The 25689-nt window shown below is 40.6% G+C and carries 20 protein-coding genes; 4 read left to right on the top strand and 16 right to left on the bottom strand.

All coding sequences use genetic code 11. From position 1 onward, the window contains the following. Positions 1-4: 4 nt before the first annotated feature. The 5 genes from sucA to sdhC form a co-directional block, all read right to left on the bottom strand. On the bottom strand, positions 5-2824 hold the full coding sequence (gene sucA, locus AC1EU0_RS15590) for a 2-oxoglutarate dehydrogenase E1 component (protein ID WP_480303488.1): 2820 nt from the start codon (positions 2822-2824) through the stop codon (positions 5-7). Between the two features lie 179 nt (positions 2825-3003). Beyond that, entirely contained in the window at positions 3004-3711 is a 708-nt protein-coding gene (locus AC1EU0_RS15595) for a succinate dehydrogenase iron-sulfur subunit (protein WP_480303489.1), read from the bottom strand. A 12-nt stretch (positions 3712-3723) separates the two neighbouring features. After that, on the bottom strand, positions 3724-5490 hold the full coding sequence (gene sdhA / locus AC1EU0_RS15600) for a succinate dehydrogenase flavoprotein subunit (protein ID WP_480303490.1): 1767 nt from the start codon (positions 5488-5490) through the stop codon (positions 3724-3726). Then, positions 5491-5838, bottom strand: a complete 348-nt coding sequence (gene sdhD / locus AC1EU0_RS15605) for a succinate dehydrogenase, hydrophobic membrane anchor protein (protein WP_121838972.1) — start codon at positions 5836-5838, stop codon at positions 5491-5493. Continuing rightward, positions 5832-6227 (bottom strand): succinate dehydrogenase, cytochrome b556 subunit, encoded by a 396-nt coding sequence (sdhC, locus tag AC1EU0_RS15610; protein WP_480303491.1) that lies wholly within the window; start codon positions 6225-6227, stop codon positions 5832-5834. The genes sdhD and sdhC overlap by 7 nt, the downstream gene beginning before the upstream one ends. A 447-nt stretch (positions 6228-6674) precedes the next feature. Here sdhC and AC1EU0_RS15615 point away from each other — a divergent pair, with 447 nt between their 5' ends. Continuing rightward, entirely contained in the window at positions 6675-7961 is a 1287-nt protein-coding gene (locus AC1EU0_RS15615; protein ID WP_480303492.1) for a citrate synthase, read from the top strand. Between the two features lie 61 nt (positions 7962-8022). Here the strand turns inward: AC1EU0_RS15615 and AC1EU0_RS15620 are convergent, their stop codons facing one another. The 6 genes from AC1EU0_RS15620 to AC1EU0_RS15645 all read right to left on the bottom strand — a co-directional run bounded on the left by AC1EU0_RS15620 (position 8023) and on the right by AC1EU0_RS15645 (position 16484). Next, positions 8023-8166, bottom strand: a complete 144-nt coding sequence (locus tag AC1EU0_RS15620) for an ABC transporter permease (RefSeq protein ID WP_480303493.1) — start codon at positions 8164-8166, stop codon at positions 8023-8025. A gap of 162 nt (positions 8167-8328) precedes the next feature. Next, positions 8329-10737 (bottom strand): hypothetical protein, encoded by a 2409-nt coding sequence (locus AC1EU0_RS15625; protein WP_480303494.1) that lies wholly within the window; start codon positions 10735-10737, stop codon positions 8329-8331. Between the two features lie 379 nt (positions 10738-11116). Then, on the bottom strand, positions 11117-11293 hold the full coding sequence (locus AC1EU0_RS15630) for a Trm112 family protein (RefSeq protein ID WP_480303495.1): 177 nt from the start codon (positions 11291-11293) through the stop codon (positions 11117-11119). A 10-nt stretch (positions 11294-11303) separates the two neighbouring features. Further along, positions 11304-12281: a tetraacyldisaccharide 4'-kinase gene (gene lpxK / locus AC1EU0_RS15635; RefSeq protein WP_480303496.1), complete on the bottom strand. Its 978-nt coding sequence runs from the start codon at positions 12279-12281 to the stop codon at positions 11304-11306. A 13-nt stretch (positions 12282-12294) separates the two neighbouring features. Next, on the bottom strand, positions 12295-14103 hold the full coding sequence (gene msbA / locus AC1EU0_RS15640; protein ID WP_480303497.1) for a lipid A export permease/ATP-binding protein MsbA: 1809 nt from the start codon (positions 14101-14103) through the stop codon (positions 12295-12297). A 116-nt stretch (positions 14104-14219) separates the two neighbouring features. Continuing rightward, positions 14220-16484 (bottom strand): DNA internalization-related competence protein ComEC/Rec2, encoded by a 2265-nt coding sequence (locus AC1EU0_RS15645; protein WP_480303498.1) that lies wholly within the window; start codon positions 16482-16484, stop codon positions 14220-14222. A gap of 40 nt (positions 16485-16524) precedes the next feature. Here AC1EU0_RS15645 and AC1EU0_RS15650 point away from each other — a divergent pair, with 40 nt between their 5' ends. Continuing rightward, entirely contained in the window at positions 16525-17031 is a 507-nt protein-coding gene (locus AC1EU0_RS15650; RefSeq protein WP_480303499.1) for a DUF2062 domain-containing protein, read from the top strand. Between the two features lie 13 nt (positions 17032-17044). Here AC1EU0_RS15650 and AC1EU0_RS15655 read toward each other — a convergent pair whose 3' ends face one another. From AC1EU0_RS15655 to AC1EU0_RS15670, 4 genes are read right to left on the bottom strand one after another with little or no spacing between them, the layout of a single operon-like run. Further along, positions 17045-17527, bottom strand: coding sequence for a GNAT family N-acetyltransferase (locus AC1EU0_RS15655; protein ID WP_480303500.1), 483 nt, complete (start codon positions 17525-17527; stop codon positions 17045-17047). A gap of 5 nt (positions 17528-17532) precedes the next feature. Beyond that, complete coding sequence (gene lolE, locus AC1EU0_RS15660; protein ID WP_480303501.1) at positions 17533-18780, bottom strand: lipoprotein-releasing ABC transporter permease subunit LolE; 1248 nt, start codon at positions 18778-18780, stop codon at positions 17533-17535. Then, complete coding sequence (lolD, locus tag AC1EU0_RS15665; protein WP_480303502.1) at positions 18777-19475, bottom strand: lipoprotein-releasing ABC transporter ATP-binding protein LolD; 699 nt, start codon at positions 19473-19475, stop codon at positions 18777-18779. The genes lolE and lolD overlap by 4 nt, the downstream gene beginning before the upstream one ends. Positions 19476-19491: 16 nt before the next feature. Beyond that, a complete protein-coding gene (locus tag AC1EU0_RS15670; RefSeq protein ID WP_480303503.1) occupies positions 19492-20718 on the bottom strand; it encodes a lipoprotein-releasing ABC transporter permease subunit in 1227 nt (408 codons plus the stop codon). A gap of 82 nt (positions 20719-20800) precedes the next feature. Here AC1EU0_RS15670 and AC1EU0_RS15675 point away from each other — a divergent pair, with 82 nt between their 5' ends. Further along, complete coding sequence (locus tag AC1EU0_RS15675) at positions 20801-21373, top strand: hypothetical protein (protein ID WP_480303504.1); 573 nt, start codon at positions 20801-20803, stop codon at positions 21371-21373. Between the two features lie 8 nt (positions 21374-21381). Here the strand turns inward: AC1EU0_RS15675 and AC1EU0_RS15680 are convergent, their stop codons facing one another. Beyond that, complete coding sequence (locus tag AC1EU0_RS15680; RefSeq protein ID WP_480303505.1) at positions 21382-21666, bottom strand: hypothetical protein; 285 nt, start codon at positions 21664-21666, stop codon at positions 21382-21384. A 544-nt stretch (positions 21667-22210) separates the two neighbouring features. Here AC1EU0_RS15680 and mfd point away from each other — a divergent pair. Continuing rightward, the gene (gene mfd / locus AC1EU0_RS15685; protein ID WP_480303506.1) at positions 22211-25687 is read left to right on the top strand and encodes a transcription-repair coupling factor; all 3477 of its coding nucleotides are present in this window, start codon (positions 22211-22213) and stop codon (positions 25685-25687) included. Positions 25688-25689: the final 2 nt, after the last annotated feature.

Consider the following 25689-nt stretch of genomic DNA (forward strand, 5'->3'; position numbering starts at 1 on the left):
GATACTAAAGTTTTAATGCGTCTTTGATTAATGCTTCTTGTTGACGCATATGTAAGTCAGCATAACCGCATGCAGGAGCAGCGGACGCTTCACGACCGGCATAAGTCAAATCAGCACCTGCAGGGATTGCGGTTCTGAAATGATGTTGGCTACAGTACCAAGCACCTTGGTTTTGAGGCTCTTCCTGACACCAAACAAAATCGGTAACGTGCTGATAATCCGCAAGCGCTTTTGCCATTTCCTCATGAGGGAATGGGTACAGTTGCTCAATACGAACAATCGCCACGTTCTCAATATTTTCTTTACGACGCTTATCTACTAAGTCGTAGTAAACCTTACCACTACAAAGTACAACACGGTCTACTTTCTTAGCGTCTAGCTCATCAATCTCACCAATCACATTTTGGAAAGTGCCATTCGCCAGTTCATCCATTGATGAAACAGCAAGTGGGTGACGAAGTAGAGACTTAGGAGACATAACCACAAGTGGACGACGCATTGGACGTACAACTTGACGGCGTAGCATGTGATAAACCTGTGCAGGTGTTGATGGAACACACACTTGCATATTATGGTTAGCACAAAGCTGTAAGAAACGTTCTAGACGTGCACTTGAGTGCTCTGGTCCCTGCCCTTCATAACCATGAGGAAGAAGCATCGTTAGACCACACAAACGTCCCCACTTCTGCTCACCAGAAGATAGGAACTGGTCAATCACAACCTGAGCACAGTTAGCGAAATCACCAAATTGAGCTTCCCAAATGGTCAAACCGCTTGGCTCAGCTGTTGCATAACCGTATTCAAAAGCTAGAACTGATGCTTCAGACAGTACTGAGTCAGTTATATCAATTGGTCCCTGCTCACCTTCTAAATTGCGAAGGGGCATGAAAGTACTAGCCGTCTTTTGCTCATGCAAAACAGCATGACGGTGGAAGAAAGTACCACGACCTGAATCTTGACCAGTAATACGAATACGTTTTTGGTCATCAAGAATGGTGGCATAAGCTAAGTTTTCAGCCATACCCCAATCAAGCAGTTTTTCACCGTTCGCCATTGCAACACGATCTTTGTAGATCTTCGCAACACGAGATTGAACAACATGACCTTCAGGAATCAGCGCAACACGATCGGCAAGTTGTTTTAACTTGTCAGCATCAATGGTAGAAGCGTAATCTTCTTCCCACATGCGATTTAGGTATGGACTCCAATCAACGGCATACTTTTCCATTTGACGCCATTCTTTTACCACGCACTCACCAGCATCAAGGACATCACGGTAGTTGTTTACCATGGAAACAGCTTCATCTGAAGCGATTACGCTATCTGCAATAAGCTTGTCAGCGTAGATCTTACGTGGTGTTGGGTGCTTTTTGATTTTCGCATACATCAACGGCTGAGTTGCACTTGGCTCATCAGCTTCATTGTGACCATGACGGCGGTAACAAACCAAATCAATCACAACATCACGTTTAAATTCATTACGGTAATCAACAGCAAGCTGAGCCACAAAAGCTACGGCTTCTGGATCATCGGCATTCACGTGGAAGATTGGCGCCTGAACCATCTTAGCGATGTCAGTACAATACTCAGTAGAACGGGTATCTTCTTGCTTTGAGGTTGTAAAACCAACTTGGTTATTCACAACAACACGAATGCTGCCACCAACCTTGAACCCATGTGTTTGAGACATGTTAAAGGTTTCTTGAACAACACCCTGCCCTGCAATTGCGGAGTCACCGTGAATAGTAATAGGCAATACTTGGCTACCATCTTCACAACCACGACGGTCTTGGCGAGCACGTACAGATCCCATAACCACTGGGTTTACAATTTCAAGGTGAGACGGGTTAAACGCAAGCGCTAAGTGAACTAAACCAGCTGGAGTTTCAAAATCAGAAGAGAAACCTTGGTGATATTTAACGTCACCAGAGCCGCCGCTTTCAGCGTGCTTACCTGCAAACTCGTCAAATAATTCACCCGGACGCTTACCTAAAACGTTAACCAAAACGTTTAAACGACCACGGTGAGCCATACCGATAACGACTTCTTTAGTGGAAGACTCACCAGCACGGTAAATAATTTCACGTAACATAGGAACTAACGAATCACCACCTTCCAGTGAGAAACGTTTTGCACCTGGGAATTTAGCGCCAAGGTATTTTTCCATACCTTCTGCGGCGTTTAGACCTTCAAGAATACGAGTCTGAACGTCTTTCCCATAATTACCTTTACCTAAAGATGGCTCAATGCGCTGTTGGATCCAACGCTTTTCATCTGTATCGGTAATGTGCATGTACTCAGCACCGATAGAGCCACAATACGTTGTTTTAAGTGCATTAACCAACTCAGAGAGCTTCATGGTTTCACCACCGAAGGCAAATGAACCAGTATTAAACTCACTGCTCATGTCTTCGGCCGTTAACCCATGATATGCAGGGTTTAATTCAGCAACAGCTTCACGCTTCCATAATTCCAATGGATCTAAGTTAGCATTTTGGTGTCCACGGAAACGGTGAGCATTGATAAGTTGGAGAACTTTAACTTGTTTTGCATCAAGCTCAGGATCAGCGGCTCTTGCTGACGTGCCGCCACGACTTTCAAGTGCCAAACTACGAAAGTAATCTCGAACTTTAGAGTGTGCAACTTCTGGGGTACCGAATGCTTCACCATTAACGGAAGGAAGGTTATCAAAGACAGTTTTCCAATCTTCTGAAACTGACTGTGGATCTTCTTGGTAGGCCTCGTACATCTCCTCAATGTAGGTGGCATTGGAGCCATACAAGTGAGAGGATTCGAGCCAGGCTTTCATCGTGCCTTGGTGCATTTCCATTCCTTTCAAACTTAACCTCAATTAGTAGCATAGACTGTATCAGGGAAAGCGCATTTCCTTAATGTACAATTTTGCTTTTCTAAAAGAATTTTTCACAGATAGAAAAAGCCACCTCTTTTATAAGAGGCAGCTTTTTAATATCACACCGTTTTTAACAAGTGGCATTGGTCCATCTAAACAGCTCGCTTCAATAGCATTGACTTAATATGACCAATTGCTTTTGTTGGGTTCAATCCCTTAGGGCAAACATCAACACAGTTCATGATACCGTGACAACGGAAAACGCTGTAAGCATCATCAAGTTCTGCAAGACGCTCTTCTGTTGCTGTATCGCGACTATCAATAAGGAAACGATAAGCATGTAGAAGACCACTTGGACCTACGAACTTGTCTGGGTTCCACCAGAATGACGGACACGCTGTAGAACAACAAGCACACATAATACATTCGTATAAACCATCTAAATGAGCACGATCTTCAAGAGACTGAAGGTGTTCACGAGCAGGTGTTCTTTCATCGTTAATCAAATATGGCTTGATTTTTTCGTACTGTTTGTAGAATTGAGTTAGGTCTACAATCAAGTCACGAACGACAGGCATACCTGGTAGAGGGCGGATTTCAATTTTCTTACCTTTGAAGGTAGAAACAGGCGTAATACACGCTAGGCCGTTTTTACCATTCATATTGATACCGTCAGAACCACATACACCTTCACGACACGAACGACGGAATGCAAGTGTTGAGTCTTGTTCTTTAAGAAGGATTAGTGCATCCAATACCATCATATCGGAGCCTTCTTTCACTTCTAGCGTGTAATCCTTCATGTAAGGCTTAGTGTCTACATCAGGATTATAACGATAAACTGAAAAATTCAATTTCATCTTGGCAACTCCTTAGTAGGTACGCTTTTTAGGCGGGAATGCTTCACGGAACTTAGGCTCCATGTTCACATCACGCTTATTCATGGCTTCAGTATTCGGATCGAAGATCGAGTGACATAGCCAGTTTTCATCATCACGCTCTAGGAAATCTTCACGTGAATGCGCACCACGGCTTTCGGTACGGAAGTTAGCTGCATACGCAGTAGCCAGTGCCGTTGCCATTAAGTTATCTAATTCTAAGCACTCAATACGCTGAGTGTTAAACTCTTTAGAGTTATCAGATAGTTTAGCGTTTTCTAGGCGCTTACGAATCGCTTTAAGCTCTTCTAGACCTTCAGCCATTGAGTCACCGCTACGGAATACCGAGAAGTTTAGCTGCATGCATTGCTGTAGATCTTTCTTAATTTGTACAGGGTCTTCACCGTCTTTGTTGCTTTCCCAACGGTTTAGACGAGCTAGACTCGCATCGATTTGCGCTTCAGTTGCTGCTTTAGGATCTGGCGTTTCATCTAACGCTTTACCTAAGTGCTGACCAGCCGCACGACCAAATACTACAAGGTCAAGTAGTGAGTTACCACCTAAGCGGTTTGCACCATGTACAGATACACATGCAATTTCACCTACTGCAAATAAACCAGGAATATCTTGCTCTGTGCCATCTTCATTTTGGTGAATAACTTGACCAGAAACTTTAGCTGGTAAGCCACCCATCATATAGTGACAAGTTGGGATTACAGGAATTGGACCATCCGCAGGATCTGTGTGAGCAAAAGTACGAGACAATTCGCAAACACCCGGTAGACGCTCTTCAAGCGTTTCTTTACCTAAGTGATCAAGCTTCAAATAGATGTGCGGACCATGCGGGCTATCAACACCACGACCTTCACGGATCTCTGTCATCATAGAACGAGCTACAACGTCACGAGATGCAAGGTCTTTTGCGTTCGGTGCATAACGCTCCATGAAGCGCTCACCGTCTTTATTTAGAAGGTAACCACCTTCACCACGACAACCTTCAGTTACAAGTACACCTGCACCAGCAATACCCGTTGGGTGGAACTGCCACATTTCCATGTCTTGTAATTGAATACCAGCACGAGCTGCCATACCAACACCGTCACCAGTATTGATGTGAGCGTTAGTCGTCGATGCGAAGATACGACCTGCACCACCAGTAGCTAAAACGGTTGCTTTAGACTTAAAGTAAACCACTTCACCGGTTTCGATTTCTAGTGCAGTACAACCTACTATTGCGCCGTCTTCGTTTTTAACAAGATCCAGTGCATACCACTCAGAGAAAACCTCAGTCTTGTTCTTAACGTTTTGTTGGTACAAACAGTGAAGCAATGCATGACCAGTACGGTCAGCTGCCGCAGCAGTACGTGCTGCTTGCTCGCCACCGAAGTTCTTAGACTGACCACCGAATGGACGCTGATAAATTTTACCATCCTCAAAACGTGAGAAAGGCAGACCCATGTGCTCAAGCTCAATAATCGCTTCTGGGCCTGTTTGACACATGTATTCAATTGCATCTTGGTCACCGATGAAATCAGAACCTTTAACAGTGTCATACATGTGATATTCCCAGTTATCTTCGTGCGCATTACCTAGCGCAACTGTAATACCGCCTTGAGCAGATACAGTATGAGAACGAGTTGGGAATACTTTAGATAAAAGCGCGCAGCTTTTACCTTCTTTAGAGATTTGCAATGCGGCGCGCATACCTGCACCGCCAGCACCGATTACTACGGCATCAAATTCGCGAACTGGAATATTCACTTACACACCCCACACTGTAATTGTGCCAACCGCTAGATAAGTAAAAGCGGTGATGACAAAAATAAACTGCAATAAGCCACGAAGTTTTGTGCACTTAATATAGTCAGTCAGAACCTGCCAAGTACCAATCCAAGCATGGATTAGTAATGCAATTAAGGCAATCAAAGTAAATACTTTCATTCCTATGGTACTGTATAAACCAGACCACGCCTCGTAAGTCATCGGCGCATTGCAGGCAAAAAAGCCAACTAAAAAGAGTGTGTAACAAGCTAGGATGATTCCGCTTGCACGAATAAAAATGAAGTCATGAACACCGCTGCGTCCAAAACTTGCTGCATTGGTTACCATACCCAAATCCCCGCTACGATAGAAACAACAATCGTTAACGCAAAAGAAACTTTTGCTGATGTTGCACCTGAGTTCAATTCTTCCCAACGCCCAGTATCCATGATCAAGTGACGTACGCCACCAATCAAGTGGTAAGCCAAGGCTGTCAATATGCCCCAAACAACGAACTTAGCTAAAGGGTTGGCAAATAATTTTTGCAATTCGGCGAAACTTTCTGCTGATGCTAATGAAGAATGTAACATCCACAGCAAGATGCCTGTGGCAAAAATCATAATCACACCGGAAATACGGTGAAGAATGGACGCAATCGCTGTTGCAGGAAAGCGGATTTGTTGTAGATCTAGATGGACAGGTCTTTGCTTTTTCACGTTCTGCTCACTCAGCCTCATTGAGTTTTATTTAATTATACGATGCTTGCCAAAATTCCGATCTTTTTTTTAACAACCGATACTCTGGCAAAAAACGTTATTGAAAGTATTTGCTCTTTGAAGCCACTAATTTTACAAATAGAGATCAATCTTATTATTTTTACTTTTGAAACTCTTCCAAAAGCCAAAAAGAGTATACTCGCGGGAAAAGTCAAATACAAACATCACATAACGTAAAATATCAATTTTCCGAAAATTAGTGTCCACCTGTATAACTTACGAGCATTGTGAGTCAGATCACTGTAACAAAAATTAACAAATTTGAATAAAACATCCATTTGAATTGCAACCTCCCACTAAATGCGGTTAAAGTATTGCACCTTTTATATATTCGACATTGCATCTTTATGCACTAATATGAATATACATACCACTCTCATGTGAAGATTGAAGTAAGGAGAACGCGGTATGGCTGAATTAAAAGCCACATTAAACTTACCGGAAAACGATTCGATCGATTTGCCAATCAAACAAGGAACTGAAGGTTTCGATGTAATCGATATCAGCAAGTTGGGCAGTAAAGGCTACTTTACATTTGACCCAGGCTTTCTTGCTACAGCGTCGTGTGAATCAGCAATAACATACATTGACGGTGCGCAAGGCATTTTGCTTCATCGCGGCTACCCAATCGATCAATTAGCTGTAGACTCAAACTACTTAGATGTTTGTTACTTATTGCTAAATGGCGAATTACCAAATAAAGCACAGCACGATAACTTTGTTGAAACCGTAACTAAACACACTATGGTTAATGAGCAACTGGCAACCTTCTTCAAAGGTTTCCGTCGTGATGCACACCCAATGGCAATGCTTTGCGGTGTGACTGGTGCTCTTGCAGCTTTCTATCAAGACTCTCTTGATGTAAACAATGAAAGACATCGTGAAATTGCAGCGTATCGCTTAGTTTCCAAAATGCCTACATTGGCCGCAATGTGCTACAAGTACTCTATGGGTCAACCTTTTGTTTACCCAAAAAATGACCTTAGCTATGCGGGTAACTTCTTAAGCATGATGTTTGCTGTTCCTTGTGAAGAGTACACAGTAAACCCTGTAATCGAGCGTGCTATGGATCGTATCTTCATCCTACACGCTGATCACGAGCAAAACGCATCTACTTCTACAGTTCGTTTAGCTGGTTCTTCAGGCGCTAACCCGTTTGCATGTATCGCAGCAGGTATTGCTTCACTTTGGGGCCCTGCACATGGTGGTGCTAATGAAGCTTGCTTGAACATGCTTGAAGAAATTGGCTCAGTAGATCGTATCCCAGAGTTCATTGCAAAAGCCAAAGATAAGAATGACCCATTCCGCTTAATGGGCTTCGGTCACCGTGTTTATAAGAACTTCGACCCTCGCGCAAAAGTAATGCGCGAAACCTGTCATGAAGTTCTTAAAGAACTTAACATTCAAGATCCACTATTAGATGTAGCTATGGAACTTGAACGTATTGCTCTTGAAGATGAATACTTTGTATCTAAGAAGCTATATCCGAACGTAGACTTCTACTCAGGTATTATCATGAAGGCTATCGGTATTCCGACTAGCATGTTCACCGTAATGTTCGCACTAGCGCGTACTGTCGGTTGGATTGCTCACTGGAAAGAAATGCTAGACATGCCTGGTCACAAGATCAGTCGTCCTCGCCAGCTATACACTGGTGAAAAAGCGCGTGACTTTGTGAAGTTGGGCGATAGATAAGGTTCTATTTCATATATTTATAAGCCTGCTTTACGCAGGCTTTTTTATTGTAATTAACTTATCAATCTCTTTGTAATGCTACTATTGGATCTAGCTCAGCCGCCCTTTTTGCTGGGTAATAACCAAACCCCACACCAATGAGCATACACATTCCAAAAGAAATCACTATCGAAAATACAGACCAAGCAACAGGCCAATCTGCCACACTCGAAATAACAATGGCAATTAAAAATCCAATCAGAACCTAACTCTACCTTTAAAAAGCACATCAAGCTTGAAAACTTCACATTAATTCAAGCTGGTGATATGTCTAAAGCCAAGCTTTAATCTTTTTACATGGTATAGCCTTACTCAAATTTGAGTTTGGTTATACCATTGTCCCTCCATCTGAGGTTTTAATTGGATCTTGTTTTGGTGCATGTTTTTTAGCGCACGCGTAGCAACAATCATCACCCGTTGTATCACAGTGATACCAAGGCTGAGAAGGAATTTTTTCATGCTTTCTATACTGATCTGTTAAATCATAATTTAACCTAAACCTACCGTTATAAGCATCACGACAGATATCACACGTTCCCTGTGCAGCTTTTTGAAAATAACTTAAATTCTGCCTATTTGCCGAGCTTTCCATATGCTGGTAATAACTTGGGCCTAACATCCCGATTCCAATAGCTCTAAACCTACGACTTTTACCATCACGAGTAAGGGTAAATTCCCATTGGTCTTGGCGGTCTTTAGTTTGAATTGGCTTGATGTGTAGAGTATCAACTAAAGCTCTTTCATATACACTTGTGCAACCCTTTGACTTTGGTTTGTAGGCTAATTCAAAGTCTAACCACATGGCACCGACTGTTGTCTCATTTCTTAGAATTCTCTTTGTAGGATGGTTATCTTCAGCACGTTTTAGGTACTCTCTTAATAATTGCGGTGTAATTCCAAGTTTTTGCAATTTATTTATATGCTCAGTATGCTCTAATAGAGTCTTGCTAAGATCATATTTTGAAAACTCAGGATCACTTGTAAATGTTTGAGTTCTCAGTCGTTTCGCTTTTGCAAACTCATTCCTGTCTCGTACAAGTTCCTTATACGATGATTCTTCTGTACCTGTAAATGATATTGGTAACTTGCTTACTGCCTCTTCATTTAGTTGCAGCAACTGAATAAAATCAAGAATATCAAATAAATAAATATAATCGGTACTTGGTGCAAGTTTCAGCAAAAGTTCAAGTTCTGGAATATCATTTTTTGCATATGTTAATAAACCTCTATTTACTTTTGTTTTTGCGATCGCTATTGGGTATTGAGTTTGTAATTCTGCTTGAGCTAGTTGTTGTTGCTTTATATGTGTATTACCTAAATCCGTACACAATACGCTTAGAAGTTCAGCAACTGCAAATGGTTCACCCAAAATGTTTCCTAACTCTGAAATAAGATGTGCGCCTTTCAGCTTGAGGTAAGGTCTTTGCTTGCTTTCGTCATTTGTAACATTTTCAGCTAGAGTGGCCTTCCATGTAGTCATACATTCCTTTGCTTCTGCACTGTCAACTTCATACGCCTTAGATATTTGTAATGCCATATGATATAAAGAAGTATTTTGCAAAAAGCTTTTCTCTGTGTGGCCAATACTACACAAGCAGAACAAATAACAAAGATGAGCAAATGCATCAAATGCACTCTTATATCGCTCAGGGATGTTTAGAGTTGTAGTTAGTGTCGCAGTAGATGGTTCAATACAAGCAAAAAAGTAACAACCGAGGGCATTTGTTATAGAGCCGTTTTCATCTCTGATTAACGGCTTTTGAGCTAAAAGCAGTTGATAACTACCTAGGTATTTTGAATTATTAAGATCCCTTATTATTCTTGATAGTGCGTCTCTAGTATTTGCGAGTAGTAGCTTAGCAGGCATGTTTTTAATTTGCTCTATAGTGTCAGAGGTTCGAACATTAAAACGCTGTGGTGCTTGAGACATAACGCCTAAAAACGTTAATGTGTAATTAAAATTAACTGTTACACCTGGTTTTTTGCTCTTCAGACAGCACGCGTGCGCATAATCAAATGGTGTAACAGGGTTTGCTCGCCCAATCACAAAGTTGACATGGTTAGTTTGTCCAGCTTCTATGTATGTTTGAGGGTTTTGCACCCAAGTGTCTATAACTTCTTTCTCTCGGCACATTCGTGTATGGCCATCGCCAATCACTTTAACTGATGTAACAACTCCATTAACACCACCACCTTGTTGCATTAAAACTGGCTGTATTAAAACCGGAATACGAATAACAACTGGTAAAGGTGAATGTTGGTTAGCTTGAGGGGGCATATCAGAGCGATGAGCATAAGGATTTGGATTCGGCCGGTAAGGTTGTCCGGAATAACATTCTGAAAATTGTGGGTGATGGTAATTATAAGGTCGGAGAAAAGGGTTATCACCATCTGATTGCTTCCCTGCTGACACTGAAGTATTTTGCATTTGCGTAGTTAGGCTTGGAACACTTGTCGCAGCTTGCTTATTAGGGGAGCTAGAAACGTCGAATTGGCTTAGTAGTGAATTAGGCGGAGCCGCTGGAGTAGCCGCTCCAGAATTATGCGGTAAACTTGGATTCAAATGGTCCTGCCCTTCTGGTTCGCTTACACTCCAATTTTGACCTCTAAAATCTACAGGAGTTGAAGCACCAGTTTGTGAACTCCCTCCCCTGTTTCTATCTCCATATCCAGCAGAATACAAGTGATGACTGCTGTAGTGTGGATCCCAATGATTTGAACCGTTAGCCCCAGACATAAAGCCCCCTTACCCAGTACTATCCATATAAAGAACAGTTTGTTAGCGGATTTTTTAATCCTTGAGTAGTTATATCAAATATCTTGGAACACGAGTTGAGAATGAAGAATAATTAACTTTCTTATAGCAACCTTGATTAGCAGATACACCTCAACCTTAGAATCATATATGTAAATAACCTGAGCTCTGCATAAGCCAACCTCTGCAGTACAGCTACTTATGCGTATTTCTGTGTTAGAACAGCCCGTAATAGGCTGGCTATTACGAACGGTTCTGCCTTGAATTACATAAAATTAGCAGCACTGTAGATAAAAGTTTAATATTTGTATTGTAAATACATAATGTTATTGATTTTGTTATACAGAGCTGAGGTTAAATATTATTGCTCTTGCCAATGTTCAGCACGATCTGCTAGTAAAACAGGAATACCCTCTGTAATGGGATAGGCTAATTTATCCGCTTTACAAATTAGCTTTTGAGCTTCTTTGTCATAATCCAACTTACCCTTACATACTGGGCAAGCTACAATTTCCAATAGTTTTTTATCAAGTGACATAGTTGTGTCCTTAAGCGGTAACGTGCTGAAGTTTATCCAGCAATTTTTTATCAAATTCAGTTTCTAAACGAGCAGTAACGGGAAGATACCACCAGTTGTTTTGCGAAAAATGGAAGCACTTTATGGCGTCTTTTTCAGTCATAATCAAAGGATATTTGTCACTTAACTTTTCTAATTCATCTGCTGAAAAAGTATGATGATCAGCAAATTCGATTTGACGTTCAATGTTATATCCTTGAGCTTTCAGGGTATCGAAAAATCGTTGAGGATTACCAATCCCAGCCATTGCCACTGTCGATTGAGTAATATCAAACGTTTTGTTATCACCAATTAAGGAAACTGGTGAACTCGGCTCAAGCAACATTGAAAATTCATCTTGTTGATTGCTTCCACCATTGATAACCGTAAAATCAACAGATTGTAAACGACTACTTAATTCTCGTAATGGCCCAGCAGGGAGCAAACAACCATTCCCTAAACGACGTTCACCATCAATAATAGCAATTTCGATATCACGTTCTAATGCATAATGCTGTAAACCATCGTCGCTGATAATGATATCAATATCATGTTCATCAATGAGTTTTTGAGCAGCCTTAACCCGCTTAGAACCTACCACCATAGGCACTTGAGTACGCGCTTTTATCATCGCAGGTTCATCACCTACCTGCTCTGGAGTATGTTCAGACGTAACGGTACGCTCCCCTTCGAACTCAGCGCCATATCCACGACTAATTACTCCGGGTTTATAACCATTAGCTCGTAACAGTTCGATAAGATGAATCACCATCGGGGTTTTGCCGCTTCCACCTGCCGTAATATTTCCAACAATAACTACTGGAACAGGGAACTTGCACTGCTTTATAAAACCAATGGCGAACAAACCTTTTCGAATCGATGATAGCAACCAGAATAATCCACTCAATGGAAGTAAAAACCATTTTAGCCAGTGGTTGCGATACCAAATTTTATTAACGAGTGAATGCACAAACTTTCCCTAATTAGCTACTAAATTGCATCGAGTACAATTTGGCATAATGACCGTCTTTTTCCAGCAATGATTGATGGTCACCTCTTTCAATTACCTCACCACTTTCAACAACCAAAATTTCATCGGCATTTTCAATTGTGGATAGGCGGTGGGCAATGACAATAGAGGTACGATTTTGGCGCAAATTCTCTAAACCTTTTTGGATAGCCTTTTCTGATTCAGTATCCAAAGCAGATGTCGCTTCATCTAGAATCAATACTGGTGCATCACGCAACATTGCACGAGCAATAGCGATACGCTGTCTCTGACCACCAGATAATAACACTCCGTTATCACCAACTACTGTCTCTAATCCAGCAGGTAATTTTTCAATAAATTCCATCGCATAAGCCAATTCAGCCGCTTTTATTATTTGTTCCCGAGTTACCTCTCCCGGATACGCATAAGCGATGTTATTAGCAATAGTGTCATTAAATAATGTAACTTGCTGAGATACTAACGCAATTTGGTTTCGCAATGATTTGAGCGTGTAATCTTCAACATTAACACCATCCAGAGTAATTTCCCCTTGCTCTAGCCCACCATAAAATCGTGTCATTAAACTGGCAATTGTTGATTTACCAGAACCTGAACGACCAACCAATGCTAAGGTTTTACCTGAAGCTACAGAAAAGTTCACATCGGATAACGCTAGGTTTTTTTGTTCAGGGTAGCGGAAGTTAACGTGATTAAGCTGGATATCACCTTTAGCACGTTCGACAGTGTATGTGCCCTCATCTTTTTCTGGCGCAGTATCTAACAAGTCAAAAACGGTACTACAAGCGGCAATGCCGCGTTGAAATTCTGCATTAACACGTGACAAGTTTTTAATGGGTTGCAGCATAGAAAGCATGGCTCCGATCACTGCTGCAAAAGTACCTGCGGTTAAATCTGCTTTTAACACATCGAAGCTGGCTGCAAACAACACAAAAGCCAAAGCAAAAGAACCTATGATCATGATCACTGGTTGACTAATGGCTTGCGCCACTGCCAGCTTCATGTTTTGCTGCCTATTGGAATTGTTGATCTTATTAAAGCGCTCTTTTTCTGTATCCTGTCCGCCGAAAGCCAGAACGTTTTTATGCCCTTTTAGCATTTGTTCTGTTGCCGCCGTTACACCACCCATGGCCGTTTGAATTTGTTTAGATACCTTACGGAATCGTTTACTAACGACAGATACTACTAATCCAATTAAAGGACCAATGATTAAGATACATAAAGATAACTGCCATGAGTAATAGAACATCAAGGTCAGCATACCTAGAATCGTAACGCTATCTCGGACAATCGTGATGAGCGCACTTCCTGATGCTCTTGCAATTTGTTCAGTGTCAAAGGTAACGCGAGAAATTAGATTACCCGTATTTTCACGGTCAATATAACTGACAGGCAATACCAAGTAATGATCAAAAACTTGTTGTCGCATCTTCATAATCAATTGCGCACTCATATAAGAGACACAATATGTCGACACAAAGTTTGCTATACCTCTCAAAGTAAACATGCCGATAACAAATAAAGGAGCCACCATCAGCATATCGTTGTCGCTATTGAAACCTTGAGAACTAGGTAAAATATCACCCGCAACGCTGCTCACGGCTGCTGGTTGTGAGAAGCCCTCATCAATAAAAGGTTTAATGAAGTAAATAAAGCTGGCATCGACAATGCCATAGGTAATAAGAGCTAATACCGCCATAATAAACATGGCTTTCATTGGAGCAAGATAAGTAAGCAGACGTTTAAAAACGGCTCCAACAGAATATTCAGAAGATGTTGTCATTCAATAATCCTAATAGCGTCTATCGCTGACATGACATAATTGCGTCAAAGTATACTAAAAAGCGGCTGATTAGGCTCAGATTTAGTATTTTCATCAATTTTAAAAATTGCGGTATTTTACCTAAGTTCGCCAAAGTTAAACAGTTGATTATACCAATATGGCGCAATTGAGCGGCGATAAGTGTGTGTTTTTATAGCACTTGCAGAAAATACAACACTAATTTGACCATCAATACCTGTTTGTAATTTCTCTGCACCAATATTTGTATAGCGAGAAACCACATCAGGCTTTGGAAAACCATATCGGTTTTGATATCCCGCAGTAAAAATTGCCAATTTAGGGTTAACGCTTTTTATAAACTCTGGTGTCGATGATGTTCGACTTCCATGATGAGGCACAACTAATACATCTGACTGCAAATGCTTATTCAGATTCACTAATGAATATTCAGCTTCTTTTTCAATATCACCAGCCAACAACAAACTGTTGTGTTTATCACTCACCCTGATAACACAGGAACCATTATTTCCCTTTTCAGGTTTTAGAGGCCATAAAAATTCGAGTGAAAGCCTTTGCCAAGTAATTGTCCCTATATCACAAGGTAAATCACTATTATCAATATTGCCTATCAATTTAGCATCAGTAAATTGCCGCTTAATAGCTCCAAGTCCACCAGCATGATCATTATCCCCGTGACTTACAACGATATAATCTACGTCGGTTAACCCCTTAGATTCTAAAAATGGTATAACCACAGTTTTAGCATAACTAAAATCTTGCCCATACCTTGCACCAGTATCATAAAGAAGTGCTTTGCCCTGTTTTTCAAGTACGATTGCCAAGCCCTGCCCTACATCAAGAACATGCATTTTCCACTCAGTTTCATTTGTCCTGTTTGAGCTCAAAACTTGTATTATCAGAGGCAAAAACAAAACCACTGTTATCCAATACTTTTTCTTTTGATTTATGAGTAAAGCCAGAGTAATGCCTAAAAATACATAAGCAGTTGCTATCACCCATGAGGGTTGAATATGAATCCAACTTAAAGGCAAATGTACAACCTGATTAACCAATATTGAAAATGGTTCGAGCAGCCAATTCGTTAATTGCAGACCAAAATCAAATTGAAAACCTAATGGTTGCCCTATCCACCAAACTAAAAAACCAATAAAAGCTAATGGAATCACGACCAAGCTGAACCAAGGTACGGCGAGTAAATTAACCCAAACACTATGAAAACTTAAACCACCAAAAAACAAACTACCTAGCAATCCAAGACCAAATGAAAGTCCGAGCTGGATCATTATGAATATCTTAAATTTTGAGACTAGCCCTTCTACTCCATTCAATTGCTCATCGTTTATTACTCGGCTAATACACAATAAGATAATGGATAGCGCTCCAAACGATAGCCATAAACCCGCACTTAATATCGCAAGGGGATCTATCAATATCACCACAAACAAAGCGATCAATAATCGCTCCCAAGGCGATGAGATTCTCTTCCAGAGAGTCAAACCCATAACTGTTAGTAACATAATCAATGCGCGTTGGGTCGCAATTGCGAATCCTGCTAGATAGGCATAAAACAAAGCACTAGCACAGGTCAATACAATCGCTATTTTCAGATTACGTAACCCTTGCGATGGCGTTAACCAACTCAAAATCGTAATCGTCAGCAAAAAGCACCAGACACTGATCACTGATAAGTGCAAACCTGAGATTGCCACTAAATGACCTGTTCCGCTTGAGCGTAATGCTTGCCATCGTTGCTCTGTGAAAGCTTGCCGTTCTCCCATCAACAATGCTAATAATAAATCCCGATTAGATAACCGTTTGGTGTGTTGTATTAATTCCTCAATCAAATTAGCTCGCAAACTATGACTACTACTTAATTGTTTTGCTTCAACCACATTAGCCTTACCAATGATATGTTTGCTTAATAAGTTTTTTTGCTGGTTAAAGCTGCCTTCATTTGACACACTAGTGACACTTTTGGGTCTTAGGCTAAATAGGTATTTATCACCAACTTTAATGTCTTGTTCTGTACGCCAATAAATTCGAAGGTATTGATATGGATATGAAATTAAACTTGATTTAATTATCCTAATATCTGCAGAAAGAAAGTCGCTGTTTTGTGAAACTAGTGATATGATTTCCGCCTTTGCGTTAATGTTCTTGCTTTTGGAATCATATTGATAATCGAGCAATAGCTCGGTGAAACCTGATAACCATAAGACAGCACAAATGGCTCCAAGCAAAATATAGTTGCGCAGATAAAGTAAAATTAGAGCAATTACCACTCCTGGGATCAGAAACTCCAACGGCAGTAGTGATGGCCAGAAAATCGCTGATAATGACGTGGCACAAAAGCCAGACATAAACCGATTCATAGCTATAAGTTAACTAGTATTTCAGTCTATGCCAAAGAAATTTATAAAAAAATATATGCCAGACCCGAATACCATTAGAGAGCATAAGCATCTAAAGATATTTGGCAACTTACTCAATAAACCTAATTTATGGTTATTAAATCGAAAGTCAGCACCAGGTGCTTTTGCTGTTGGTTTATTTTGCGCATGGGTTCCTATCCCATTTCAAATGGTTTTGGCGGCAGGTTTAGCCATACTATTTAACGTCAATATTCCGGTTTCGGTCGCTTTGGTGTGGATCACCAACCCAATAACAATGCCGATTTTTTTCTATGCAGCTTATTGGCTTGGCACAAAAATTTTAAATACTCCGACTCATGATTTTACATTTGAGCTTACTTGGCATTGGTTAGAAAGCTCACTTGCTACGATAGGCCCGCCATTCTTATTAGGGTGTTTTGTTATTGGCGTGACGTTTTCAATCGTAGGCTATTTTACCATTAAACAATTATGGTTTAGCTCGATTAAAAAACGTTGGAAGAAACGAAAAGCTTAAATGAAAAGCAGCTTTACAGCTGCTTTAACATCCAAATATCACAACCATTGTGAGTTGAATCAATATGGGGTTGTTCAAGCTGAACAAACCCCATTTTTTTATATAAAGCTATGGCTGACTCCATATTAGATAATGAATCAAGATAGCACTCTCGAAAACCTTGCTCTTTGGCAAAATTCAGGCACGCTTCCGTTAGCCCTTTACCAACACCCAATCCTCTGGCATCAGGCAGAATAAAAAGCTTTTTTAGCTCGCAAGTTTCATTACTATGATGAAATGAAGCAATACCACTTCCACCAATCACTTTCCCGTTCAGTTCAGCCACAAAATATTGACTCTTATCTTCAGTCTTATAATGACTACTCATTGCATATACTTCATCATCTGAAGGGCCAAAACCATCACCAATAGCGCCAAACTCAGCTCCCACTGCGTGAATGATCGACTGAACGATTAAGTCGTCTTTAGAAGTGATAGCCCTGATTTTATATTCCATTCTATTTAACCCATACTTAATGCTCTTGCAGGATGAACTTTACTTGCCATCCAAGCCGGATAAATGGTTGAAACCAAACTTAAAAGCAAAGCAAGAAAAACCGATAAGCAGACATCCTTCAAGTGTAAATGTGAAGGCAAAAAATTAATAAAGTAGACATCACCAGCAAGAATCTTAAAACCAAATAGTTTCTCCAGCATTAGCGCTAGTTCAGTCAGATTAAGCGCAACCAGCACGCCAACTGTAACGCCCAAAGCACAACCAAGTAGACCATTAAGCACGCCTTGAATCATGAATACTTGCATCATTTGATATTTCTTAAAACCCATGGTGAGTAGAATCGCAATTTCCGATTGTTTATCCCTTACAGACATCACCAATGTCGAAACCACATTAAAACAAGCAACAGCAATGACTAATGTTAATACCAAATACATCACCATTCGAACGAGTTGAATATCGTTGTAAACATGACCTTGAGAACGAGTCCAATCTGTCATATACACCGGCTGTTCTTGCATAAAGCCTAATTCACGTGAAATCCGATTGGCTCTAAATACGTCCTCAACTTTTAAACGAATACCTGAAACACCTTGCTGATAATTAATGGCTTTCTGTAAGTAATCCATTGGAGTATAGGCCGTCATAGCTTCTAAATCGCCACCTAACTTATACGAGCCTGAAATAGTAAACCGTAGACTTTTAGCAGAAGATAAATGCGTTTTATCAGTGGCTTGATCTAGCACGTAAAGAGAAACAATATCCCCTATTTTCAAATTCAGCTTGGTTAACAAGTTTTCGCCAACAACAATATGATTACCCTTTCCCATTGCCAATGACGACCACGCTTTAGCAGACATAAATTTTGGAATTGCCGATACTTTTGATTCTTGCTTAGTATCAATGCCAACAACTTCTAATCCTTGAAATCCATCCTGCTTCTGAACTAAACCATGAACTTTTACAAAAGGAGCTGCATCAACAACACCATCAAGCTGTTTGGCTTGTTGCAATATTGGCTGCCAATGCTGGAGTGGCTGATCAACACCACCTATCTCAGCTTGCGGGATCACACTCAGCAATCGATTTTCTAATTCTCTTTCAAAGCCATTCATCGCAGACAGCAAAATAATAAGAACCGCAACACCAAGAGCTATGCCCGCCGTTGATGCAAACGAAATAAAACTAATGAAAGAATTAGACTGGCGCGCACGGTAAAAACGCCAACCGATTGTTAACGCTAATCGACTCATGCGACACTTCCATCTAGCTCTGTTAATCGGCCATTTACCATTGTCACTTGTCTATCCATTCTGTTGGCAAGGTTTTGATCATGAGTCACCACAACAAATGCTGTCCCTAGCTGCTTAGCAAGATCTTGTATCAATTGATAAATCACTTCACTGCTATTTGAATCCAAGTTTCCGGTTGGCTCATCTGCCAATACTAGCTTAGGTTGATTAATTAACGCTCTAGCGATGGCAACACGCTGCCTTTCGCCACCAGACAATTCAGCTGGCGTATGAGTTAAACGATGCGATAAACCAACTTTTATTAATAACTCTTTTGCGGTTTCAAAAGCGGCACTTTTGTTTTTGCCTTGAATAAGCGCAGGCATTGCTACATTTTCTAACGCAGTAAATTCAGGTAAAAGATGATGAAACTGATAGATAAAGCCAATGTCAGTATTTCTTAATCGACTGTGTTTGCCGCTAGACATTTGATACAGATCTTCGCCATCAAAGAATACTTGCCCTGCCGTTGGTTGATCTAATGTACCCAAAATATGCAATAAAGTACTTTTACCAGAGCCAGAACTACCGACTATGGCCAATTGCTCTCCAGAATACACTTTCAAATTAACCTCATGCAGCACTTGGGTCTCGACTTCTCCGTCATCAAATACCTTGCTAAGGTTCTCAACATTTAATAATAATTTTTTTTCCATGGTGTATGTATTCTCGTTACTCATAGCGAAGTGCATTGGCCGGCTCGATTTTGGAGGCTTGTAGCGCGGGATAGATAGTGGCCACAAAACTCAGAATTAGTGTACCCACTGCGATAGTTATGACGCGTTGCCATTCAAGCTCAACTGGGAGCGCCATTCCTGGCCCTAAAATCGATAATCCCAACGTATTTAAGATGGAATTAATATTAAGGCTCAATATAACGCCAACAATTAAACCACCCAAAAGGCCAATCACAGCATTAAATGTCCCTTGAACCATAAACACAGCCATGACATTTGAGGAGGAAAGCCCTAGTGTTTTAAGTACTGCCACATCGGTGGTTTTATCCGTCACCATCATCACCAATGCGGAAATAATATTAAAGGCAGCAACCAATACAATAAGGCTTAACATCAGCGACATCATATTATTTTCCATACGTACAGCTCCAAAGAAACTGCCGAAAACCTGCCGCCAATCAGTCACTTGAATTTTTTGTTCAGGAAAAATAGGCACAAGTTGAGACTCAATCTCAGGGGCATTAAATGGATCTTTCATAAATAGTCTAAGTTCGCTGACCTTAGACGGTGAAAGTCGCATCATTCTTCTTGCATCTTTGTAATGAATATAGGCTACGTTAGCATCAACTTGGGAGCCAGTTTCAAATACACTCGCCACGACAAACTTACGTTGACTAGGTACTGGGCCAATGGGTGAATAAATCACTCCTTTACTGCTTACCAAGCGTATTTTGTCCCCTATCCGTACTTTTAATTTTCGAGCCAGTTCCTGCCCTAAAATAATGCGATATTTTCCTGATACTAAATCAGAGAACGCGCCGGGGTAAACGTTATGGCTAACGGTTGGAATATGATTATCATCACTAGGGTAAACACCAAATATTTGCACTGCGGTTAGATCAGCACTTGATTGGAGCATTCCTTGAATAGAGGCACTTGGAATAGCCGTATTTACACCACTCAATTGTTCCACTTGTTGAACTTTTTGCTTCCAATCCTGCATTGGCTTAGTTGTGCTTAGCGTTACATGCGGAATTGTCCCCAGCAATTTGTTTTTTAAATTACCTTCTAAGCCATTCATTACTGAACTGACAAGAATTAACGCTGCTACTCCCAAAAAAATACCTGATACGGCAAAAAAGGTAATAAACGAAGCGAAGCTATTAGATTTTTTAACGCGCCAATATCGATAACCGATAAAAAAGGCAATTCCAAAATTCATAAATACGATCTTAAGTGCTTGCTAAATCATAAAGATAGGCACGATAATAGGTGGAATAAGATTATAAATAAAGAGGCAAATAATGTTAGATGATTCAAATTCCTATTTTATGGTGCCTCATTCATTTAAAGCTTACCTTGAAGAATGGCCAGCAGACAAAGACATTCCCTCTGAGCATGATCTCGAAGGTTTGCAATCAATTGGACTAAAACTGCTAAGTGAAGTTAAAGGTATTGAGTCATCATGCTTGTTACAGCTTCGTAAGTTAGATGGCGATAGCAAAGCTGTCATTGACTACCTCAAGTTACAATCAAAAAAAATCGACCTGATACTGCAATACGTGCTTGAAAGTGAACATCAAGATGGCCGCCAAGTTGCAGGTTATAAATTTGGTGGCGATGGGATTGAGGTAATTTCTAATGTTGAAGCCGAAGTTAACACTCAATACAAAACATCTTTATTTATTAGAGATCAATTAATTGCCATCTTAGCCATTTGTGAAGTAAAAGCTTGCCATCCGCATCCTAAGCATCCAAATCGCTACTTACTTAAATTAGCATTCAGTCAAATTTTAGAAGCAGATGTTGAACTGTTGATTCAAGCAAGTTTAAGTGTTCAGCAAAAGTTATTGAAAGCAAGAAATAACAGGCAGTAGCGATTGAATTAACTGGTAAGTTCATAAGCAGTACTTTCTAATAAGTACTCCTGTAAAGTACGAGTTAGCGTGTCCGCTATCTGTTTCTTACTATATGATTTAACGCCTGTTGTTTTAATACAAGAGAAATAAGTAATAACAACTTTAAATGTAAGTAGTTCTTCTGATTTTTTTACTTCTTCTGAATCCGATTTTGGTACGATTTGAAATTTTGCTAGCCGCCCTCCTACTACGTCACTATCATAAAACTCAAGCTGTGCCATAAAAGACTCTGTTGTAAATGCTCCTGTCATTGTTATCAATGACCGAACAGTTCACCCTGAAAAGTTTACTTGCCCACCTAAAGTCTATATAACGCTCTGGCACAATATCAGATGGAACAAACCCTTCAATGAAATTAGCTGCTTGAGAATGTAAAGCTATATTTATTGTATCGAAATTTGCCACATACATTGATAACTCCTACAAGCTTAAACCAATGATACTGATCTCATTCATTAACCATTTATGTTCTTCGTATCTATACTCGTGATACTTGAAGATGCAGGATTTCAGCGAGAATTAATTGCCATTTATACAAGGCACTTATCCGCAGTAATAGTTGCTCTATTTTAAGGGTAAGTAACGCAGTATAAATGGCAATTAAACTCGCATTGCGTGGGCTTTTCAGCGGTGATTTTTCTTTGTTGTGAAAGCTTAAATTAGCCCGCTAGTTCTTCACTTTCACGCCTCGAATAATGCAACGCTGAAAAAGCCCTGAAAGTTGCATCTTCAAGTATCACGAGTATAAGTATACAATAAGGTAATTTTTGCGTTTTATCAGATGATTAGTTTCTAATGTCCGTTTTTTCAGTTTTTACACCTCCCGTCAATAACAAACCGTCTTTCGTTCAGTACATGTCTACTTTAGGTGGTGTTTCACAAGCATTAACCTTGCAACATATTGTGAATCAGCACCAAAGCACCACATTATTGGTAACAGCAGACACTCCGACGGCACTCACACTAGAAGCTGAACTCAACTATTTATTTAAGCAATCAAACATTGGTGTTTGCCTATTTCCAGATAGAGAAACGCTGCCATACGACAATTTCTCGCCACATCAAGATTTGATCTCACAACGACTGACCTCTCTTTCTCAACTTGCAGAAGCCAAACAGCGTGTAGTGATTGTTCCTGTTAATACCTTAATGGTTAAGCTGCCACCCAAGTCATTTATTACTAATCATGTGTTCGAGCTAGAAAAAGGCTCAACCTATCATTTAGATTTAGTCAAAAAGCAGTTAATTGATTCTGGCTATCACATAGTAGATCAAGTCTATGAACATGGTGAGTTCGCTGTTCGTGGCTCAATCATCGATATCTTCCCTACTGGAACTAAACAGCCATTGCGAATTGAATTGTTTGACGATGAGGTTGAATCGATCCGATATTTCGATGCTGAAACCCAGCGCTCAGAAAGCCCAATAGATAAGATTAGTTTATTACCCGCTAAAGAGTTTCCAACTGATGATGCGGCTATCGAAGTTTTCCGTCAAAATTATCGACAAGCTTTCGAGAAAGTTTCTAACGCAGCAGAGTCTGTCTATCAACAAGTCAGCAAAAAGTTGTTTCCATCCGGTATTGAAAACTATTTACCCTTGTTTTTTAACGAAACCGCGACCTTATTCGATTACTTACCGGATGACACACAACTGATCACTGTCGGTGATATTGAAGCTTCTACTAGTAAGTATTTAACGGAAATTGAGCAAAGGTTTGATAATCATAATATCGACCCTCAACGGCCTTTACTTCCTCCAAAAGATTTATATCTATTACAAGACCAGTTGTTCTCTGCTTTTAAAGCACAACCAAGATATCAAGTTTCAGTTGCAGAAAAGCAAAGCAAGTTTGCTCAGATTGATGCTAAGTCGTTGCCAGATATCAGCGCCAACCACAAGCTTAAACAGCCACTATCAGCACTGGCAAAATTCATTGAAGCCAATACTAAACAATGTTTCTTATTCATCGTGGAATCTGAAGGACGACGAGAAGCTCTAATCGATCTTCTTAGCTTGATTGATATCAAGCCAAGCAAGTTAGAGCACCTCTCTGAATTCATTGGGCAGCCCAACAACTTTGCGGTTTGTGTCAGCCCGTTAACTCAAGGCGTGGCTTTTGAACACAAAGGCAAAATACTGAACATCATCTGCGAAACTGAGTTGTTCGGGCAACGTATTAGCCAACAACGTCGCCAAGACAAGCAACGACAAATCAGCAGCGATGCTTTAATCAAAAACCTTGCAGAGCTCAAAGTAGGTCAATCCGTAGTTCATCTCGACCATGGCGTTGGTTTGTATCAAGGCCTTGAAGTCTTGAATACCGGTGGTATGGACAGTGAATATTTAAAACTTGAATATGCTTCTGGTGACAAACTGTATGTACCTGTAAGTTCGTTGCATCTGATCAGTCGCTACTCAGGTTCTGGTGAAGCAACACCACCACTTAATAAACTGGGCAATGAAACTTGGGCTAAAGCCAAAAAAAAGGCCATTGAGCGAATTCGTGATGTCGCCGCTGAATTGCTGGATGTATATGCCAGACGACAAGCCCGAACCGGAGAAGCTTGCGATCTCGATCAACAAGAATATGCTCAGTTCTCTCAGGGCTTTCCATTTGAAGAAACCTTAGATCAACAAAATGCCATTGATGCCGTCGTTACTGATATGACCGCCAAAATATCAATGGATAGATTAGTGTGTGGTGATGTTGGTTTTGGTAAAACCGAAGTCGCAATGCGAGCCGTATTTGTGGCGGTGAATGCAGGCAAGCAAGTCGTGGTACTTGTCCCGACTACCCTACTCGCCCAACAGCATTACGAGAACTTTAAAGACCGTTTTGCAGATTGGCCGTTCCGCATTGAAGTGCTTTCTCGTTTTAAAACAGCCAAGCAACAACAGCAAATCTTGGATGATTTAGAAGCGGGTAAAGTTGATGTGGTGATCGGGACTCACAAACTCCTCAATGCCGAAGCCAAGTTCGAGCAATTAGGACTCTTAGTCATTGACGAAGAACACCGCTTTGGGGTTCGTCAAAAAGAAAAGATCAAAGCGCTTAGAGCCAATGTCGATATTCTCACTTTAACGGCAACACCGATTCCTCGTACCTTGAATATGGCCATGTCAGGCATGCGTGATTTATCAATTATTGCCACGCCACCAGCCAAACGTTTAGCCGTAAAAACTTTTGTACGAGAATACGATAAAGCAACGATTAAAGAAGCCATACTGCGTGAAATTCTACGTGGTGGTCAGGTGTACTTTTTACACAATGACGTAGCCACAATTGAGACGTGTGCAGAAATGATCCGTGAGTTAGTACCAGAATCTCGAGTCGTTGTCGCTCATGGTCAAATGCGTGAACGCGATCTTGAACGCGTAATGTTCGATTTTTATCACCAAAAATTCAACGTCTTGGTGTGTACCACCATCATTGAAACCGGTATTGATGTACCCAGTGCAAACACCATTATCATGGAACGTGCTGATCACTTCGGTTTAGCGCAATTACACCAATTACGTGGACGTGTTGGTCGCTCACACCATCAAGCTTACGCTTACTTGATGACACCTCACCCTAAGCGAATGACCAAAGATGCCAAAAAGCGTTTAGAAGCGATTGATGCATTAGAAGACCTAGGCGCTGGTTTTATGCTCGCAACTCAAGATTTAGAAATTCGTGGTGCTGGTGAATTGTTAGGTGAAGAACAAAGCGGTCATATATCTAAAGTTGGGTTTACGTTATACACCGAATTACTGGAATCTGCGGTTGAATCGTTAAAACAAGGTAAAGAGCCATCATTAGAACAACTCAACAAGCAACACAGTGAGATCGAGCTTCGTATTCCGGCTCTTTTACCAGAAGATTATGTACCAGATGTCAATATGCGTTTATCACTCTACAAACGTATAGCCAGCTGCAAAACTGAAGCCAAATTAGACGAAATGAAAGTAGAGCTTATCGACCGCTTTGGCTTATTACCTGATTCAACCAAAAACTTAATGGACTTGACGTTACTAAAACATCAAGCCGCCAGAATTGGCGCCAGTAAAATAGATATCCACGCTAAGGGCGGCAGTGTTGAATTTGCGGAGCATCACAGTGTCGATCCCGGTTTTATCATTAGTTTGTTACAAACTCAGCCACAAGTTTATCGAATGGAAGGACCAAATAAATTAAAGTTTGTCTTGCCAGCAGCTGAGAGTAAAGACAGAATAAAACTAGCAAAACTGATGTTAGATCAATTTTCTCAACACCGTCATGGAGAGTAATC

This window comes from Parashewanella sp. 2210YD4-3 (assembly GCF_056591735.1).

Coding starts and splice junctions, on each gene's coding strand:
- AC1EU0_RS15650 (WP_480303499.1), top strand. CDS start 16,525: ATGCCAAAGAAATTTATAAAAAAATATATGCCAGACCCGAATACCATT.
- lolE (WP_480303501.1), bottom strand. CDS start 18,780: ATGAGTCGATTAGCGTTAACAATCGGTTGGCGTTTTTACCGTGCGCGC.
- AC1EU0_RS15670 (WP_480303503.1), bottom strand. CDS start 20,718: ATGAATTTTGGAATTGCCTTTTTTATCGGTTATCGATATTGGCGCGTT.
- AC1EU0_RS15680 (WP_480303505.1), bottom strand. CDS start 21,666: ATGACAGGAGCATTTACAACAGAGTCTTTTATGGCACAGCTTGAGTTT.
- AC1EU0_RS15655 (WP_480303500.1), bottom strand. CDS start 17,527: ATGGAATATAAAATCAGGGCTATCACTTCTAAAGACGACTTAATCGTT.
- sdhC (WP_480303491.1), bottom strand. CDS start 6,227: ATGAGGCTGAGTGAGCAGAACGTGAAAAAGCAAAGACCTGTCCATCTA.
- mfd (WP_480303506.1), top strand. CDS start 22,211: ATGTCCGTTTTTTCAGTTTTTACACCTCCCGTCAATAACAAACCGTCT.
- AC1EU0_RS15675 (WP_480303504.1), top strand. CDS start 20,801: ATGTTAGATGATTCAAATTCCTATTTTATGGTGCCTCATTCATTTAAA.
- lolD (WP_480303502.1), bottom strand. CDS start 19,475: ATGGAAAAAAAATTATTATTAAATGTTGAGAACCTTAGCAAGGTATTT.
- msbA (WP_480303497.1), bottom strand. CDS start 14,103: ATGACAACATCTTCTGAATATTCTGTTGGAGCCGTTTTTAAACGTCTG.
- AC1EU0_RS15615 (WP_480303492.1), top strand. CDS start 6,675: ATGGCTGAATTAAAAGCCACATTAAACTTACCGGAAAACGATTCGATC.
- sdhD (WP_121838972.1), bottom strand. CDS start 5,838: ATGGTAACCAATGCAGCAAGTTTTGGACGCAGCGGTGTTCATGACTTC.
- AC1EU0_RS15630 (WP_480303495.1), bottom strand. CDS start 11,293: ATGTCACTTGATAAAAAACTATTGGAAATTGTAGCTTGCCCAGTATGT.
- AC1EU0_RS15645 (WP_480303498.1), bottom strand. CDS start 16,484: ATGTCTGGCTTTTGTGCCACGTCATTATCAGCGATTTTCTGGCCATCA.
- sucA (WP_480303488.1), bottom strand. CDS start 2,824: ATGCACCAAGGCACGATGAAAGCCTGGCTCGAATCCTCTCACTTGTAT.
- AC1EU0_RS15595 (WP_480303489.1), bottom strand. CDS start 3,711: ATGAAATTGAATTTTTCAGTTTATCGTTATAATCCTGATGTAGACACT.
- AC1EU0_RS15625 (WP_480303494.1), bottom strand. CDS start 10,737: ATGTCTGGGGCTAACGGTTCAAATCATTGGGATCCACACTACAGCAGT.